This is a genomic window from Burkholderia sp. LMU1-1-1.1, from assembly GCF_040675865.1.
In the GTDB taxonomy this organism is placed as follows: domain Bacteria; phylum Pseudomonadota; class Gammaproteobacteria; order Burkholderiales; family Burkholderiaceae_D; genus Rugamonas.
In genome coordinates this window covers 150,852-168,050 of the sequence record NZ_JBEGHG010000045.1, presented here as the reverse complement: position 1 = coordinate 168,050, position 17,199 = coordinate 150,852, and the positions used below count along the sequence as shown (strand labels likewise).

The 17,199-nt window shown below is 65.3% G+C and carries 13 protein-coding genes; 7 read left to right on the top strand and 6 right to left on the bottom strand.

The annotated features are described in order from the left end of the window. Positions 1-126: 126 nt before the first annotated feature. Positions 127-2,085, top strand: coding sequence for a hybrid sensor histidine kinase/response regulator (locus MRBLMU1_RS24180; RefSeq protein WP_363506944.1), 1,959 nt, complete (start codon positions 127-129; stop codon positions 2,083-2,085). 33 nt (positions 2,086-2,118) lie between these two features. Here MRBLMU1_RS24180 and MRBLMU1_RS24175 read toward each other — a convergent pair whose 3' ends face one another. From MRBLMU1_RS24175 to MRBLMU1_RS24165, 3 genes are read right to left on the bottom strand one after another with little or no spacing between them, the layout of a single operon-like run. After that, on the bottom strand, positions 2,119-3,978 hold the full coding sequence (locus tag MRBLMU1_RS24175; RefSeq protein WP_363506941.1) for a glycoside hydrolase family 15 protein: 1,860 nt from the start codon (positions 3,976-3,978) through the stop codon (positions 2,119-2,121). Continuing rightward, a complete protein-coding gene (gene otsB / locus MRBLMU1_RS24170; RefSeq protein ID WP_363506938.1) occupies positions 3,975-4,745 on the bottom strand; it encodes a trehalose-phosphatase in 771 nt (256 codons plus the stop codon). The genes MRBLMU1_RS24175 and otsB overlap by 4 nt, the downstream gene beginning before the upstream one ends. 42 nt (positions 4,746-4,787) lie before the next feature. Further along, entirely contained in the window at positions 4,788-7,070 is a 2,283-nt protein-coding gene (locus MRBLMU1_RS24165; protein ID WP_363506935.1) for an alpha,alpha-trehalose-phosphate synthase (UDP-forming), read from the bottom strand. Positions 7,071-7,256: 186 nt separating this feature from the next. On the opposite strand from MRBLMU1_RS24165, the gene MRBLMU1_RS24160 reads away from it, so the two are divergent. Further along, entirely contained in the window at positions 7,257-8,381 is a 1,125-nt protein-coding gene (locus MRBLMU1_RS24160) for a mechanosensitive ion channel family protein (protein WP_363506933.1), read from the top strand. 36 nt (positions 8,382-8,417) lie between these two features. On the opposite strand, the gene MRBLMU1_RS24155 is transcribed toward MRBLMU1_RS24160, so the two are convergent. The 3 genes from MRBLMU1_RS24155 to MRBLMU1_RS24145 all read right to left on the bottom strand — a co-directional run bounded on the left by MRBLMU1_RS24155 (position 8,418) and on the right by MRBLMU1_RS24145 (position 11,333). Next, positions 8,418-8,711, bottom strand: coding sequence for a hypothetical protein (locus MRBLMU1_RS24155; RefSeq protein WP_363506930.1), 294 nt, complete (start codon positions 8,709-8,711; stop codon positions 8,418-8,420). A gap of 57 nt (positions 8,712-8,768) precedes the next feature. Beyond that, complete coding sequence (locus MRBLMU1_RS24150) at positions 8,769-9,323, bottom strand: hypothetical protein (RefSeq protein ID WP_363506927.1); 555 nt, start codon at positions 9,321-9,323, stop codon at positions 8,769-8,771. A 72-nt stretch (positions 9,324-9,395) separates the two neighbouring features. Beyond that, a complete protein-coding gene (locus MRBLMU1_RS24145; RefSeq protein WP_363506924.1) occupies positions 9,396-11,333 on the bottom strand; it encodes a phosphatase PAP2 family protein in 1,938 nt (645 codons plus the stop codon). A gap of 304 nt (positions 11,334-11,637) precedes the next feature. Between MRBLMU1_RS24145 and MRBLMU1_RS24140 the strand changes: the two genes are divergently transcribed. The 5 genes from MRBLMU1_RS24140 to MRBLMU1_RS24120 all read left to right on the top strand — a co-directional run bounded on the left by MRBLMU1_RS24140 (position 11,638) and on the right by MRBLMU1_RS24120 (position 17,196). Then, positions 11,638-12,108 (top strand): (2Fe-2S)-binding protein, encoded by a 471-nt coding sequence (locus MRBLMU1_RS24140; RefSeq protein ID WP_363506922.1) that lies wholly within the window; start codon positions 11,638-11,640, stop codon positions 12,106-12,108. Between the two features lies 1 nt (position 12,109). Continuing rightward, positions 12,110-14,290 carry a xanthine dehydrogenase family protein molybdopterin-binding subunit gene (locus tag MRBLMU1_RS24135; RefSeq protein ID WP_363506919.1) on the top strand — a complete coding sequence of 727 codons (2,181 nt, stop codon included), beginning with the start codon at positions 12,110-12,112 and terminating at the stop codon, positions 14,288-14,290. 37 nt (positions 14,291-14,327) lie between these two features. Beyond that, positions 14,328-14,672 carry a hypothetical protein gene (locus MRBLMU1_RS24130; RefSeq protein WP_363506916.1) on the top strand — a complete coding sequence of 115 codons (345 nt, stop codon included), beginning with the start codon at positions 14,328-14,330 and terminating at the stop codon, positions 14,670-14,672. Positions 14,673-14,756: 84 nt separating this feature from the next. Continuing rightward, positions 14,757-15,983, top strand: a complete 1,227-nt coding sequence (locus MRBLMU1_RS24125) for a TolC family protein (protein WP_363506913.1) — start codon at positions 14,757-14,759, stop codon at positions 15,981-15,983. Between the two features lie 10 nt (positions 15,984-15,993). After that, a complete protein-coding gene (locus MRBLMU1_RS24120; protein ID WP_363507606.1) occupies positions 15,994-17,196 on the top strand; it encodes an efflux RND transporter periplasmic adaptor subunit in 1,203 nt (400 codons plus the stop codon). Positions 17,197-17,199 lie beyond the last annotated feature (3 nt).

Here is a 17,199-nt window from a genome sequence, read left to right as displayed (position 1 = left end):
AAGATGTTGAAGTTTGCGTTGGCGCAAGATGCGGCCGTGGAAACTTGAGCAATAGCCGTTAAAGACCGGACCGTTTTACTGGTTGAGGTTGTCGCTTGGTATGATAGAGAAAACCAAGGACTTCCGATGCTGCTTTCCGCGAAAAAACTTTCACCCGCGCTGCGCTATGTCGTAGGCGTGGGCTTGTCACTGTTTGCGTTGATGTTGCAAATCGGCGTATCCGTCTTCGTCGGCAACCGGGTTCCCTTTTTGCTGTTCATTCCGCTGGTGGCGCTGGCCGCGGCCGTGCTGGGCAGCGGTCCGGCGGCGATCGTGCTGCTCACCGGCTTCCTGTATGGCTGCTCGATTTTTCTGCCGGTCGGCAGCTTCTATGTCGGCGGCACGCGCGACCAGATTTCATTGGCGCTGTTTTTGGTGGTCGGGATCTTTTTCATTTACGTTGGCAAAAAGGTGCGCGGGGTGATCAATCGCGCGGTCGATGCCGAGCTGGCGCTGCTCAACGAGAAGCTGGCCCGCGAGCGCGCCGACGACGACCGTCTGCGCCAGCTGTATCAGCAGGTGCGCAGCAGCGAGGAGCGCTACCGGAACCTGTTCGATTCGATGGACCAGGGCTTTTGCGTGATCGACGTGATCTTCGACGATGCAGGCGAGGCGGTCGATTACAAGGTGCTGGAGATGAATCCGGCGGGCATCGCGATTTACGGCCTGGGCGATGTCGTCGGCAAGACCATCAAAGAGGTGGTGCCGCATATCGGCTCCTTCTGGATTGATACCTACGCCCAGGTGGCGCTGACCGGACAGCCGGTGCGGTTCGAGAACCAGGCGCAGTCGAGCGGGCGCTGGTTCGAAGGCTACGCCAGCCGCGTCGGCGACGCCGACAGCCGCAAAGTGGCGCTGCTGTTCACCGACGTCAGCGTGCGCAAGGAGAACGAGGCGCGCCTGCGCCGGCTGGCGGCCGACCTGTCCGAGGTGGACCGGCGCAAGACCGAGTTCCTGGCCGTCCTCGCGCACGAGTTGCGCAATCCGCTGGCGCCGATCCGCAGCGGCCTCGATATCCTCAAGCTTAGTGGCGCCAACCCGCAGATGGTCGAGCGTATGCGCGACATGATGGACCGGCAGGTCACGCACATGGTGCGGCTGGTCGACGACCTGCTTGATATCGCCCGCATCAACGGCGGCAAGATCGATCTGAAGAAGGAGCGCGTTTCGCTGCAAAGCATCATCTCGGCGGCGGTGGAGGCCAACGCGCCGATGATCGAGAACGCCCGCCATCACCTGTATGTGGTCATGCCCGATGAGGCGATCGAGGTGCTGGTCGATCCGACCCGCATGGTGCAGGTGCTGGGCAACCTGCTCAACAACGCGGCCAAGTACACGCCGCCGGGTGGTAGGATCGATCTGGGCGCGGTGCGGGACGGCGGTGAGATCGTCATCTCGGTCGAGGACAACGGCGTGGGTATTCCGGAGGCGTCGCAGCCGTTCATCTTCGACATGTTCAACCAGGTTGGCAGAAATATGGATTTGTCGCATGGCGGCCTGGGGATCGGCCTGTCGCTGGTCAAGCGGCTGCTGGAGATGCATGACGGTAGTATCAGCGTCGCCAGCGGCGGGACGCATAGCGGCGGCACCACGTTCACGATTCGTTTGCCGTTGAGCGTGGCGGCGGTGGCGGAGCATGCGCCGGCCGATCCGCTGGCGGCGCCGCTGCGCACGGATATGCTGAAGATACTGGTGGTCGACGACAACGCCGACGCGGCGCAGACCCTGGCGAGTTTGCTGGAGTTCAAAGGGCACAGCATCCGTGTCGCCAATGACGGCATGGAGGCGCTGGAGGTGGTGGAGGATTGGATACCGGAGGTCGGGTTGATCGATATCGGCATGCCGAATCTGAACGGCTATGAGCTGGCGCAGGCGTTGCGGAAAAATCCGGCGCTCGACGGCATGGCGCTGGTCGCGCTGACCGGGTGGGGCGCGGAGAATGACCGCGCCCTGTCCAGGGAGGCCGGCTTTGCCGAGCATTTGACCAAGCCGGTGGATTTCGATGCGATCGAGGCGGTGCTGGACAGGTTGGGCAAGGTGCAGTGATCCGCCAGCGGCGAGCCGCCGCCAGCGCCTGCTTTACACCACGCTGTCCCACGGCGCCGACAAACGCATCGCGCAATTGATCAATCCCACCATCGAATACGTCTGCGGGAAATTGCCCCACATTTCGCCGGTGACCGGGTGCGTGTCCTCCGACAGCAGCCCCAGATGATTCCTGGCCTTGAGCATGGTCTCGAAGATCTCGCGCGCCTCGTCCTTGCGGCCGATCCGCGCCAGCGCGTCGATGCGCCAGAACGTGCAGATGTTGAACGCCGTCTCCGGCTTGCCGAAATCGTCCGGCGCCTCGTAGCGGCGCATGTACGGGCCGTCGCACAGCGACTTCTCCAGCGCCTCCACCGTCTTGACGAAGCGCGGGTCCTTCGGATCGATGAAGTTCACCTCGGCCATCAGCAGCACGCTGGCGTCCAGATCCTCGCCGCCCAGGCTTTCGCAGAAGGCCTGGCGCTTCTCGCTCCACGAATCGCGCAGCAGCGGTACGCGGATCTGTTCGGCGCGCGCCTGCCAGTGCGCGGCGCGCTCCGGCAATTCCAGCACATTGGCGATCTTGGCCAGGCGGTCGCACGCCGCCCAGCTCATCAGCATCGACGACGTGTGGACCCGGGCGCGCGTGCGCAGCTCCCACATGCCGGCGTCCGGCTGGTCGTGGACGCGGAACGCTTGCTCGCCGACCGCCTCCAGATGCGCGAACTCGGCCACGCCGGCGCGGTTCAGCAGGCGGTGGTCGAGGAAGGCCTGCGCCGCCCCCAGCACCACGTTGCCGTACACATCGTGCTGGAAGTGCTCCTGCGCCTGGTTGCCGACCCGCACCGGCTGGTGCCCGCGATAGCCGGGCAAATGGTCGACCGTCGACTCGGGCAGGAATTCCTCCAGCCCGATGCCGTACAGCGGCTGGATGTGTCCGCCCTTGGAGCTGGCGACGATATTGCTCAGCCAGCGCAGATACTCCTCCATCGTGCCGACCTCGGAAATGCTGTTGAGCGCGCGCACCACGAAGAAGGCGTCGCGCAGCCAGCAGAAGCGGTAGTCCCAGTTGCGCGCGCTGCCCGGCGCTTCCGGAATACTGGTGGTCATGGCGGCGATGATTGCGCCGGTGTCCTCGTACAGCGACATTTTGAGCGTGATGGCCGCGCGGATCACCACGTCCTGCCATTCGTACGGCAGCGCCAGGCGGCGGCTCCAGTTGCGCCAGTAGTTGATGGTTTCCTTCTCGAAGCGGCGGCACACGTCCTCGATGCCGTCGTTCAGGGTTTCGTCCGGTCCCAGCATGAAGTTCAGCGAGCTGTTGGCGAGGAACCAGGTCTCCGACAGCAGGTGGCTGAGCGAGGCGTCGGTGTTCAGGCGTAAGGTCTGGTCCGGGCCGACATAGCGGATGTGGTGGCTGCCGCGCGTGATCTCGGGCGCCTCGCGGCCCCAGTCGAAGCGCGGACGCAGCCGCACGCGTATGCGCACCGCGCTGTTGAGGATGCGGATGCGCCGGATCAGCATCAGCGGACGGAACATGCGGTCGCGGCTGGTGAAGCGCGGCGCGAAGTCGGTGATCTCGATGCCGTGGTTGTCGGCGTCCATCAGGCGGGTGCGCAGCACGGCGGTGTTGGGATCGTAGAACTGCTCGGTCTTGACGCAGTTTTCCAGCTCGATGCTCCAGACGCTGCCGTTCTCCGAGTTGTCCAGCAGCGCATTGAATACCGGGTCGCCGTCGAAGCGCGGCAGGCAGCACCAGACGATGTTGCCGCTGCGGTCGACCAGCGCGTTGTACGAACAGTTGCCGATGACACCGCAGTTCAGCGATGCCTCGGGCGTGACGGGTTTGCCGGGCGCGGCCTCGTTGGGATTGGTATGTGCGGCGGAGTTGGTATCGCTTGCTGTGCTGGTCATTGTTTGTCTCCATGAGGCAGGGTGGTGGCCGCTTGCACCAGCTGCGCGCGCAATTCCTGCGGCGAGGCGAGGCGGCGCAGCGCGGCGCTCGGACCGGCGCCGATCTTCACGCCCATGCCGCCCATCTGCTGGGCGTAGGCGATGCCGGCTTCGTCGGTGGTGTCGTCGCCGGCAAATACCGGCGTGTGGCCTTTGAAAGGCGCTTCCTGCATGAACGCGGCCAAGGCGCTGCCCTTGGTGCTCGATCCGGGCTTGAGCTCCAGCACCATTTTGCCATGTAACAGTACCATGCCGGGACTATCGTCGAGCGCGGCCTGCATGGCCTGCTCGCACAGCGTCTTCAGGTCGGGCGCCAGACGGTAATGCAGGGCCAGCGCGCCGCGCTTTTCCTCCAACAGCAGGTCGGGATACTGCGCCACCAGCGGTTGCAGGCGTGCACGGGCGTTGTCGAGCGGCAGCACCGTGATGTAGTGCAGTTCGCCGTCGGCGGCGCGCCGTTCGGCGCCGTGCACGCCGGCCGCCGGCAGCTTGAGCGGCGCCAGCATGGCGTCGATCTGCTCGATCGGGCGGCCGCTGACGATGGCCAGGCGTCCGCCGAGCTTGTCGCGCAGGGTGGCCAGCGCGTTGACCAGGCCGGGCACGACCACCACCGTGTCGGGCGTTTCGGCCAGGTCGACCAGGGTGCCGTCGAAGTCCAGGAACAGGCTGCAATCGGGCCAGTCGGTCAGCAGGAAGGTTGGGTTGTCGGCGGACGCGTCGGTGTTCATAGCGTCCGCCGGGTTTGGTTCGAATGTCATCATCTTTATCTTTTAACCTACCCGGCGCAGATTGCCGCGGCTGTGGGAACGAATCTTCTGCATCACTTTTTCGCGTTTGCGCAGACGGGCGGCGTCGAGCAGCATGTGGCCTGCCCAACGGTAGACGTTGAAGCGGCGCACGCGGTCGCGCATGCTGCGCATCCGTTCGCGCTGCTCGACCGGCGGCATCGTCAGGCCGCGGTACAGCGCCTCGGCGCCTTGCTCGATGTGGTACGGGTTGATGATCAGCGCCTCGTGCAGCTCGCGGGCGGCACCGGTGAACTGGCTCAGCACCAGCGCGCCGCGTTCGTCGTCGCGGGCGGCGATGAATTCCTTGGCCACCAGGTTCATGCCGTCGTGCAAGCTGGTCACCATGCAGACCTCGCTGGCGCGGAAGTAGCGCTGCAACTCGGCCTGCTCGTGGTGCTCGATCTTCAGGATGATCGGCAGATAGCCGTCGCTGCCGAAGCGGTCGTTGACCCGCGCGGCCAGCTTGCGCACGCGCTGCTCGAAGTTCATGTACTCCTCCAGGTCCGAACGGCTCGGCGCGGCGATCTGCACGAAGCTGAACTTGCCGACCATGGCCGGATGGCGCTCCAGCATGCTCTCGACCGCCTGGAAGCGCTCCAGGATGCCCTTGGTGTAGTCGAGGCGGTCGACGCCGAAGGCCAGCAGGTGGTCTTCCGGCACGCCCAGGATCTGGCGGATCTCGGTGCGGCACTGTTCCACCGGCTGCGTGTCCGGATAGTCGGGCCAGGCGATCGAGATCGGATAGTCCTCGACCTGGGTCAGCTCGTTGCCATACGAAATGGTCGACGCTTCCGGCTCGATACGGGTTTCCAGATAGCGGTCGACGGTGTCGAGGAAGTTCTTGCGGTGGAACGGCGTGTGGAAGCCCAGGATCGTACTGCCCAGCATACCTTCCAGGATTTCCTCGCGCCACGGGCAAATACCGAACGACTCCGAGTTAGGCCATGGGATATGCCAGAACGTGATGATGGTGGCTTTCGGCAGCGCCTCGCGCACCATGCGCGGCAGCAGGGCGAAGTGGTAATCCTGCACCAGCACCACCGGGTTGTCGGTGCGCGCCTCCTTGATCACGGCGTCGGCGAAGCGGCGGTTGACCTTGACGTACTCGTCCCAGTCGGACGAGCGGAACACCGGACGCACATGGGCGATATGGCACAGCGGCCACAGGCCTTCGTTGGCGAAGCCGTAGTAGTAACCTTTTTCCTCTTCTTCCGTCAGCCAGACGCGGCGCAGCGTGTAGCTCGGGTTCTTCGGCGGCACAGGCACGTGGTCGTTGCGGTCGACCGTCTCGCGGTCGGCGCTGCCGGCGCCGTGGGCGATCCAAGTACCGGAGCAGGCGCGCATCACCGCCTCGACGGCCGTCACCAGGCCGCTGGCCGGACGGCGCACGCGGATCGTGCCGTCCTTGTTTTTCTCGTGGATGTAGGGCTCGCGGTTGGACACCACCAGCACCTGGTCGCCGGCCAGATCCTGTTGCAGCAGGGCCTTGAGTTTTTCCGGCGCCCACTCGGCGCTGTTGCCGCTGCTGCTTTGGCGTTCCTCGTGGTATTCCTCCAGCAGGCTGCGCAGCTCGCCGATCAGCGGTTCCATCTCCGGTGGCGGCGGCGGTGGCGGCGTCGCGCCGGGCGCGGTCGACTGTACATCGCGCGGCAACAACTGGCCGCGCAGCACGTCGTTCAGGCTGGCCAGCCAGCCGCGCCAGCTCAGGTGCGACACCAGCAGGGTCAGGAAGGCGATCGCCACGCCCAGCAGGGCGAAGAAGATCAGCACGTATTTGGTGGTCTCGGCGCTGCGGCGCTCGATGAAGCTCATGTCGTGCACCAGGATCAGGCGGCCCAGGCCGGTGCCGTTGTCTTCGATCGGCGTGTCGGCGACGTGCACCGGGCCGCGCGGCAATTGCACCAGCGACTTTTGCTTGCTGCCGTCGGCCGGTTTTTCCCAGCAGCCCAGCGATTGCGGGTAGGTATAGGTTTTGTACAGCAGCTTGCCCGAAGGATCGCAGAAGCCCAGCGCGAACAGGCGCTCGTCTTCGATGGCGCCGTCGAACAGCTTCTTGATGTGTGCCTTGTCATTGAGCAGCACATCCTCGCGCAGCGGCACCTGCAAGGTGGCGGCCAACAGTTGCGAGCGGTTATCCAGATCGCGCACCGACCAGCGCAGGGTCAGGTTGTCCATCAGCGGAACGACGATGTAGGCGAACAGTCCCAGCAGAATTGCCAGGGGGAACATGAAACGTAATGATAGTTTTACAGAGCGTGAAAGCATTGGAGGAGTCCTCAGGTGTGATTGCAGGATAGAAAAACAACCGCTGCATCAATTTTTCGGGATGCGTGGCAATCGACCTCAGCTCCTCTATTGTTTCATTCATAGGGGAAAAACCTTTGTTCGTTAGCGCACGCATGCGGGCAAATGGCGCGCCGCAACATGGCAGAGTCCCCTAGAATCAGGGCCATGGAACTAGACTATTTCTCCGATATGCATGAGGGTCCGTGGCGCGCCGCCGCAGTGGTGGGCGTCAGCGCCATGATTTTTGTTGCTGTGGCTCTACTGTTGCATCGGGCGGGCATTATGCTGCTGCGCCGCATAGCGCGGAACCGCCCCTACACCACCAACGCGCTCAAGTACGGCTACCGTCCTAGCCAGCTGTGCATGGCGCTGTTCGCGCTGCGCCTGGTGCTGACGGGCGCGCCGGAAAACATGCCGTTCCTGCTGCCCATATCGCGCATCAACAGCGTGCTGCTGATCATCTGCCTGACCTGGCTGGCGATCGCTTGCGTCAATTCCATCAAGCGCACGATCACCGAAGTCAATCCGGTCGACGCCGCCGACAACCTGCGCGCGCGCCGGCTGCTGACGCAGACGGCCGTGCTCACCCGCAGCGCCAACTTCATCATCGGGCTGGTGGGGCTGGGGTTTGTCTTGCTGACGTTGCCGGGGGCGCGGCAGTTCGGCGCCAGCCTGCTGGCCTCGGCCGGCGTGGCGGGCCTGGTCGCCGGTATCGCGGCGCGGCCGGTTCTGGGCAACTTTATCGCAGGGCTGCAGATCGCCTTCTCGCAGCCGATCCGCCTGGACGACGTGCTGATCGTCAAGGGCGAATGGGGTCGCGTCGAACGCATCACCGGCACGTATGTCGTGGTGCGGATCTGGGACGAGCGGCGCTTGATCGTGCCGCTGCAATGGTTTATTGAAAATCCATTCGAGAACTGGACGCATACCTCGTCGTCGATACTCGGCACGGTGTTCTTGTGGCTGGACTTCAGCGTGCCGGTGCCGGCGATACGGGCCGAGTTCGAGCGCATAACGCACGCGTCGTCGCGTTGGGACAAGCGGGTGTGCGTGCTGCACGTGACGGACGCCGACGACCGGGGCATGCAGCTGCGGTTGCTGATCAGCGCCCAGGATTCCGGCACCGCCTTCGACCTGCGCTGCGAAATCCGCGAAGCGATCATCGCCTTCGTGGCGGCCAACTATCCGGATTCGCTGCCGCGTCTGCGTCCGGTGCTCGACGCGCCCGGCCCGCAAGAGGAAAGCCTGGGCAAGCGCGCCACGCACGTCGCCGACAGCCCGGCGCCGTAAAGCAAGCCTCCAACGCTGAATCCGGCTGCGGGCGTTTTAAGGCTTTCCAACGGTGGAAGGTGTGGCTGGTGGCTGGGCGTAAATGACGATAGGGGTGGGACTTTTCATGGAATTGCTCATCATGAAAAACAGTCCGCCAAAACCGACGAAGAGGCCGATGGCCGTTGCGATCATCCAGCGAAGAGTCTCGGTGTGGGACTTTTGCATATCGGCGCGGATATCGGCGATGTCCGCCTTGGTTGCCGTCTGCTCGAGGCGCAACTCGATCTTCGCGAGCCGCTCCCGCGTTTCGATGGCGGATTCTTCGAGTTTGATCAGGCGCGCTTCCATACTTCCTATGATAGGTAGCGGCGTTAGTGCGGTCAAATGTCGCACGGGTATCGAACGCTACTTGGACTTTGGTTTGCGGGCGATGATCTCGTTGATCAGCTTGCGTTCCTTGTCGGTCGCCTTGCGCAGCAAGGCCTCGTGTTTTTCGCCCAGCGCGACCGACTCGGTGATTTCAGGGGTGATCGCCGATGACTTGGCGATGCGTTGCGTAATCCACGCCGTGAGCAGGCACATCACCAAGGTGCAGGCGATGTAAAAAGCGATCCACAAGCCCGTTTGTCCACGGCTGCGGTTGATCGCCTGGACGACCTGTTCGGCCTCCTTGGTCACGGCCGCCATCTTGCCCATCATGTCGGCCACCGCGATGCTGGCCGATTCGGCCGCCACCCGTCCCGCCTCCCTGGCGGTGGCGTCGACGATGGCGGCGGCCTTGGCCTCGATCTTGGCCGCCTCGGCGATGCGCGCGTCGATCTGGTTCAGGCTGATATTCGCCATGCGCACCAGTTTGTCGCAGCCGGCGATCTGCTTGGAAAAATTGAGCAGATCGTTGTGGAAACGGTCGGCGTTGAAAAAATCGCCCTGGGGGTGCGATGTCTGGTCGTTGTCGTTCATCGGGTATCCGCGTTATCCAATAAAAAAGGGCATGATCGCATCATGCCCCATGATACCGGTAGAGCGGAAGAGTTAGCTACCGATCGTCAACGTCAGCGTTGTCGCGCTGTACACCGGCGTGACGTTGGCGAAGCCTTCCACCGCGATGCTGGTGAAGCGGCCCTTGAGGCTGCCGGCGCTGAGCACGATGATGCTCTCGCCAGCCTTCGGCTTGTAGCTGCCCGGGAACTTGACGCGCAAGGTGCCGCCGACGATGGTGGCGGTGCCGGCCACCGTCATGGTGCCCTTGGCGCCGCCGAGCGCGTTCAGCTCCAGGGTGGTGGCGCCGGCCAGCTGCGTGTACGCGCGGGCCAGTTTCAGCTGGGAAGCCGTGTTGGCCACCAGGGTGCCGCCGCTGACGTAGACGTCGCCGTTGCCGAACGCCGTCGGCGACACGCCTTCGAGCGTGCCGGCGGTCAGTTCGGTGCCGCCGGTCCAGGTATTGTTGCCGGCCAGTTTCAGCGCTCCGCTGCCCTGCTTGACCAGCTTGCCGGTGCCGCCGATGTCGTTGCGCCAGCGGTCGGCCGCGTTGAAGCCGCCCTTGGACGCGTCCATGACCAGCACCACGTTGCCGGTGAAGGCGCCGTAGCCGTCGGCCGCCGCGAACAGGTTGAGTCGGCCCCAGCCTTCAGGATCGTCCATCACCGGATAGCCGGAAGCGACGGCGGTGGTTTTCAGCACCACGCGGCGCTGGGCGTCGCTCAGGTAGGGCAGACGGGTTTCCAGCAGCACTTCGGCACCCTTCGGCACCGAGGCCGGTGCGTTGGTCGGCGCGATCGGCGCGAAGCCGTAGGTCATGCGGCGCAGGTAGTTGGCCTTGTTGGTGGCGTAGTCCGAGAAGCGGTCGCTGCCCGATTGCGCGAACGCGGTGAACGTCGTCGGCGTGGTCGAGGTCGCGGCCATCAAGGCGCTGTGCGCCTGGGCGTAGCCGGCCGCCTTCTTGGCCGCGTTGGCCGGGTCGACCATGGCGGCGGCCACCACCGCCTGGGCGTGGATGCGGCCGCTCAGCACGTCGAGCGGCGAATGCATGCCGGCCAGGATGCGCGACTCGCCCAGTTCCAGGCCGCGGCTGATGATTTCCTGATAGCGCTCCGGCACCGCGTAGGCCATCGCCAGCGCGTTGCGCACCGATTCGGCCGAGTGGCCGCTGGTGAAGCCGCCGTCGGTGGTCGGGGTCGGGCTCTTGGCCGGGATCAGCGCCGGCAGCACCTGCACCGCGCTGCTCCAACGGTAGGGGCGGGCATATTTATAGAAGCGCTTGGCGGGCTCGGTCGAACCGTTGGCTCCGACCATGTTCACCAGATCGACGACGGCGCCGAAGGTCGGGTTGGCGCTGCCGCCGACGCCGTTGTTGTTGCCGCCGTCGTTGTACAGCACGGTGGTGGCGTCGGGCGCGATCGAGGTGATGGTGGTGGTCTGCTGGGCGGCGGTGCGCCAGGCGTTGGTCAGCGGGCCCATGCCGTCGCTGACGCTATAGCCCTTGTTGCGGCGGTCGTCCAGATACGCCGCCAACGCCTGTTCCGGCGTACGGTTGGCGGTCGCCTTGACGACGTAGTCGATATTGGCGTTGTGGACGGCCTGGTTCAGGACGGTGCCGCCGTTGGTGCCGTCGTTCGGCACGCCGGTCCAGGCGGAGGTCACCACGGCCGGGAAGTTGCCGACGGCCGGCGCGGTCACGCCGGCGTCGACGATTTCGGTCAACGGTTTCCAGATCTGCAGCATGCCGGCGAGCACGCGCACGCCGGCGTTGGTATCCAGGGTCGCGTAGCGGGCGTCGCCGCGCTGGTTGGTGAATGCGGTATCGACGAAGGCGGTGACGGCGGGCACCGGTGCGACGTCGGCCGCGCCCTGGTCGGCGGGCGCCGCCGGAACGGCCGTGACCTGATCGTCATTGCTGGAACCGCCGCAGGCGCTCAGGGCGACGGCGATGCTGATGGCGAGGATGAGTGGGCGCGACGGAACGAGATGCATGTGGGAGTCCAATGGTCGATGTAAAAAGGCCATAGAGTAATGACGTCATATGACATGGTTGTTACGCGTCACTTGTGGAACCGCTCCCACTTCAAAATATACTCCGGGGTCAGGTCCACCATTTCTACACGAACTGGGCGCTATCCCCGCCAATCAGTTAGTACGGATCTGCTCGTGTAGAAATGGTGGACCTGACCCCGGATTGGATTTTCAACTTTTGGCCGTATCACTTTTGGGTAGTATTGTTGGGAAGACATATCTGTCTATAGTGTGGCTTTGCCCTTTATCTGTTAAGGAGCCGCACATGGTCAAGTTGGAAATCAACGGCAAGAGCCGGGAGTTCGATGTCGCGGGCGATATGCCGCTTTTGTGGGTGCTGCGCGACGAGGCGCATATGATGGGCACCAAATTCGGCTGCGGCATGGCGCTGTGCGGCGCCTGCACCGTGCATGTCGACGGCGAGGCCACGCGGTCGTGCGTGTTGCCGGTGTCGGCGGTCGCCGGCAAGAAGATCACCACCATCGAGGGCGTGTCCGCCACGCCGGCCGGCAAGGCCGCGCAGCAGGCGTGGATCGCCGCCGAGGTGGTGCAATGCGGTTACTGTCAATCCGGCCAGATCATGTCCGCCGCCGCGCTGCTGGCCAAAAACAAGCAGCCGTCCGACGCCGATATCGACGATGCGATGTCCGGGAATATCTGCCGCTGCGGCACCTATACCCGCATCCGGGAGGCGATCAAGGATGCCGCCAAGTCGCCATTGCTGAAAGGGGCCTGAGATGAACGCTCCCTTTGATCCAGCGTCCATCGGACAATCGCGCCGTGGCTTCCTGAAAATCGCGGCGGCCGTCGGCGGTGGCCTGATGGTCGGCTTCTGGTCGCTGCCGGGAGAGGCGCTTGCCGCCACCGCGGCCAACACCGCGGTGGCGCCGGCCGACCTGAACGCCTTCATCGCCATCGGCGCCGACGATACCATCACCCTCACCATGCCCAAGGTGGAAATGGGGCAGGGTACCTATACTTCCATTCCGATGCTGATCGCCGAGGAGCTGGAAGTCGATATGGACAAGATCGCGCTGCGCCACGCGCCGCCCAATGCGAAGGTCTACGGCGCGCCGCTCGGCGACCAGTTCACCGGCGGCTCGACCTCCATCCGCTTGATGTGGGAACCGATGCGCCAGACCGGCGCCGCCGCGCGCATGGTGCTGATCCAGGCTGCGGCCGACCAGTGGAAGGTGGCGCCGGACAGCTGCCATGCCGAACACGGTGAAGTGGTCCACGCGGCCAGCGGCCGCCGCATCAAGTACGGCCAGTTGGTGCAAGCGGCCGCCAGGCTGCCGGTGCCGGGGAAGATCGCGCTGAAAGATCCGAAAGACTTCAAATTGATCGGCAAGCCGCTCAAGCGCCTCGATGCCAAGGGCAAAACCGATGGCACCGCGTTGTTCGGCATCGATACCGTGGTGCCGGGCATGAAGGTGGCGGTGGTGGCGGCCAGTCCTGTCGTCGGCGGCAAGCTCAAATCCGTCAAGGATGCCAAGGCGCGCAAGCTGCGCGGCGTGCGCAATGTCGTCAAGCTCGATAACGCGGTGGCCGTGGTGGCCGATAATTATTGGTACGCCAAGCAAGGACTGGCGGCGCTGGAAATCACCTGGGACGATGGCCGGTACGCGAAGCTGTCGACCGACGATGTCCGCACCATCATGCTCGACGCGCTGAAAAAGCCCGGCAAGGTGGCGCGCAACGACGGCGACGCGCTCAAGGCCATCGCCGCCGACAACAAGCGCGTCGAGGCGGTCTACATCAATCCGATGCTGGCCCACGCGACCATGGAGCCGATGAACTGCACCGTCCATTACAACGCCAAGGAGGGCAGCGCCGAGATTTGGGTCGGTACGCAGGTGCCGGCGCGCGCGCGCGACGACGCCGCCAAGGTGCTGGGACTGGCGCCGGAAAAGGTCACGCTGCACAACCATCTGGTCGGCGGCGGTTTCGGACGCCGCCTGTACACCGATTACGTGGTGCAGGCGGCCGCGCTGGCCAAACAGGTCAAGGGGCCGCTGAAGGTGGTGTGGAGCCGCGAGGAGGATATCCAGCACGATCTGGTGCGCGGCCTGTACGCGCACTCGGTGTCCGCCTCGCTCGACGCCAAGGGCATGCCGGTGGCGTTCTCGCACAAGATCGCGGGGCCGTCGAACCTGGCCACGTTCGCGCCGTCCTTCCTGCAAAATGGCCTGGACACCGATAACGTCGAGGGTTCGGACACATTCTCCTACGATATCCCGAACATGCGCGTCGAGTACACCCGCGAGGACGGACCGGTGCCCAGCGGCTTCTGGCGCGGCGTCGGCCCGACCCGCAACATGGCGGTGCTGGAGGGCTTCATCGACGAGCTGGCGGAAAAGACCGGCCGGGACCCGCTGGCCTACCGTTTGGCGATGCTGGACAAGCAGCCGCGCGCGGCCCACGTGCTGAAAGTGGCCGCGCAGCGCGCCGGCTGGGGCGGGAAGCTGCCGGCACGGTCCGGCCGGGGCATCGCCCTGATGCGGGCCTGGGGCACCTATCTGGCGCAGGTGGTCGACGTCGGCGTTAACGACGACGGCGAGGTGGCGGTCAAGCGCGTGATTTGCGTGGTCGATTGCGGCCATGTCGTCAATCCGGACACCGTGGCGGCGCAGATCCAGAGCGGCATCAACTACGGCCTGACGGCGGGGCTGTTCGGCGCCATCACCTTCAAGGACGGGCGCGTCGAGCAGAGTAACTTCCACGACTACCGCATCCTGCGCATGAGCGAGGCGCCGGTGATCGAGGTCGAAATCGTCCGGAGCACCGAGGCGCCGGGCGGCATCGGCGAGCCGGGTACCGCCGGCGTGGGCGCGGCGCTGGCCAACGCGGTGTTCGCGGCGACCGGCAAGCGGGTACGCGAGATGCCGTTGCGTCCAGAGCTCCTAAAAAAGGCCTGATGGGCCACTGCCGGCGGCAGGCTGCTACAATAGTCCCGTGAAAAAGCTATTGCTCATCCTGCTGCTGACCATACTGCCGATCCAGTACGCCTGGTCGATGGCGGCCGTCTATTGCCAGCACGAGCCGGCCAAGGTGAGCCACTTCGGCCACCACGGCCATCAGCACCAGGCGCAGTCGGATGAGGATCCGGACCACGGCAAACCGGTCAAGGTCCATAGCGACTGCGAAGTTTGCCACCACGCGGTGCAGGCTTCGGTGCTGGAAGACGGCGGCGCGGCCGTTCAGCCACTGACGCAATCGCATGCGGAGCCGCCGCTCGCGAATTATCATTCTTATATCTCCGATGGGCCCCAGCGGCCCAATTGGCCGCTCGTCGCCTAGCGCGACGAGGCTCCCCTCTTCATTTTTTCTGTCGAACGACGGTGACGTCTCGTCGAATTCTTTTCCATTTATTCGGAGAATTCGATGTTCAAGTATGTTTTGTCGCTTTATATGGCGGCATGGCCGGCGTTCGCGCTGGCCCAATCGGCCGCGCCCGAGCCCACCGGGCCGCTGACGCTGGAGGCGGCGCTGGCGCTGGCCGCCGGCGCCAACGCCGACCTGTCGGCCGCGCGCCACGAGCTGCTGGCCGTGGACGGCGCGGTCCAGCAGGCCGGTTTGCTGCCCAATCCCTCGGTGTCGGTCGAACGGGTCGATACCCGTCGTGACACCCGTGAAACCACCTTTTTACTAAGCCAACCGCTGGAGCTGGGCGGCAAACGGCAGGCGCGCATGCAGGCCGCGCAGCGCGAACGCGATAGCGCCTCGGCGCAGCTGGGCGCGCGGCAGGCCGATATCCGCGCCGATGTCATCGACGGCTGGTTCGCCGTGCTGGCCGCGCAGGAGCAATTGCGGCTGGCGCAGGAGGCGTCCGAGCTGGCGCAGCGCGCCGCCGCCGCCACCGGACGGCGCGTCGTCGCCGGCAAGGTGTCGCCGGTGGAGGAGACGCGCGCGCGGGTCGCCGCGTCGACCGTGCAACTGGACCTGCTGCGCGCGCGCAGCACCCTGGCGGTCGCGCGCAAGCGGCTGGCGGCGATGTGGGGCAATCCGGCGCCGCGCTTCGAGAAGGCCGACGGCGATCTCGATACGCTGCCGTCGCTGCCCGATCAGGCCTTGCTGCACCACCGGCTGGCGCAGGCGCCGGGGATGGCGCTGGCGCGCTCGGAACTGGACAAGCGCCAGGCGCTGGCCAAGCTCGAGCTGACCCGCCGCGTGCCCGACATTACGCTCAACGTCGGCAGCAAGCGCTCGGAGGAACTGGGACGCTCGCAGGCGGTGTTCGGCATCTCGGTGCCGCTGCCCTTCTTCGACCGCAACCAGGGCAATGTGCTGGAGACGGCGCGCCGCGTCGACAAGGCGCGCGACGAGTTGAGTTCCACCGCGCTGCGGCTGGACGCCGAACTGGCGCAGGCGCGCGAGGATTTCGACGTCGCCCGTCAACAGGCACTGGCGCTGCGTAGCGAAATCGTGCCCGGCGCGCAAAGCGCCTACGAGGCGGCCAGCACCGGCTTCGATTACGGCAAATTCGGCTTCCTCGACGTGCTCGACGCCCAGCGCACCTTGCTGCAGGCGAAATCCCAATACCTGAACGCCCTGGCGGAGGCGCATCGCGCCAAGTCCGCCATCGGCCGCATCCTCGGAGAGGACCAATAAGATGAACGATATGACCAAAAAACAGAAAATCGCGATCGCCGCCATGGCGGTCGTCGGCGTGCTGCTGGCGGCATGGATGCTGATGCCGAAGCGCGGAGAAGAAAGCCACGAAAACCACGATGACCATGGGGCGGAAGCGGTGGCGTCCCACAAAGACGACCACGGCGCGGAAGAGAAGCCGGAAAAAATCGCGCTCGACGACGCGCAGATCAAGGCGGCCGGCATCGCCGTCGCCGCCGCCGCGCCGGCCAGCATCAGCATCGCCATCACGCTGCCAGGGGAGATTCGCTTCAACGAGGACCGCACCGCGCACGTGGTGCCCAAGCTGTCGGGCGTGGTCACCGCCGTGATGGCGGAACTGGGCCAGACCGTCAAGCAGGGGCAGGTGCTGGCGGTGGTCGCCAGCAGCGGCCTGTCCGAGCAGCGCAGCGAGCTGCTGTCGGCGCAGCGGCGGCTGGCGCTGGCCAGCACCACGCTCGATCGCGAACGCCGGCTGTGGCAGGACAGGATCTCCGCCGAGCAGGATTATCTGCAGGCCAAACAGGCGATGAGCGAAGCGGAGATCGCGGTGCAGAACGCGCGCCAGAAGCTGAGCGCCTTCGGCACCGGGGCCGCCTCCGGCTCGGACCTGAACCGGCTGGAGCTGCGCGCGCCGTTCGACGGCATCGTCATGGAAAAACACCTGGCGCTGGGCGAGGCGGTCAAGGAGGACGCCAACGTCTTCACCATCTCCGACCTGTCGACCGTGTGGGCGGAAATCGCCGTGCCGCCGAAGGACCTTAACCTGGTGCGCGTGGGCGAGACGGTGACCGTCAAGGCTTCCGCGTTCGACGCCCAGGCCACCGGCAAGATCACCTACGTCGGCTCGCTGCTCGGCGAGCAGACCCGCACCGCCAAGGCCCGCGTGGCGCTGGCCAATCCGGACCGCGCCTGGCGTCCGGGCCTGTTCGTCAACGTCGATGTGCTGTCCGGCCAGACCGGCGCCGCCGCCGTCACCGTCGGCACCGAGGCGATCCAGACGCTGGAGGAAAAGCCGGTGGTGTTCGTGAAGGTGGCCGGCGGCTTCCGGCCGCAGGCCGTGGTGCTAGGCCGCGCCGACGGCAAGATCACCGAGATCCTGCAAGGCCTGACGGCGGGCACGCAGTACGCCGCCGCCGGCAGTTTCGTCCTCAAGGCGGAACTGGGCAAGGGCAGCGCCGAGCACGCGCACTGAGGC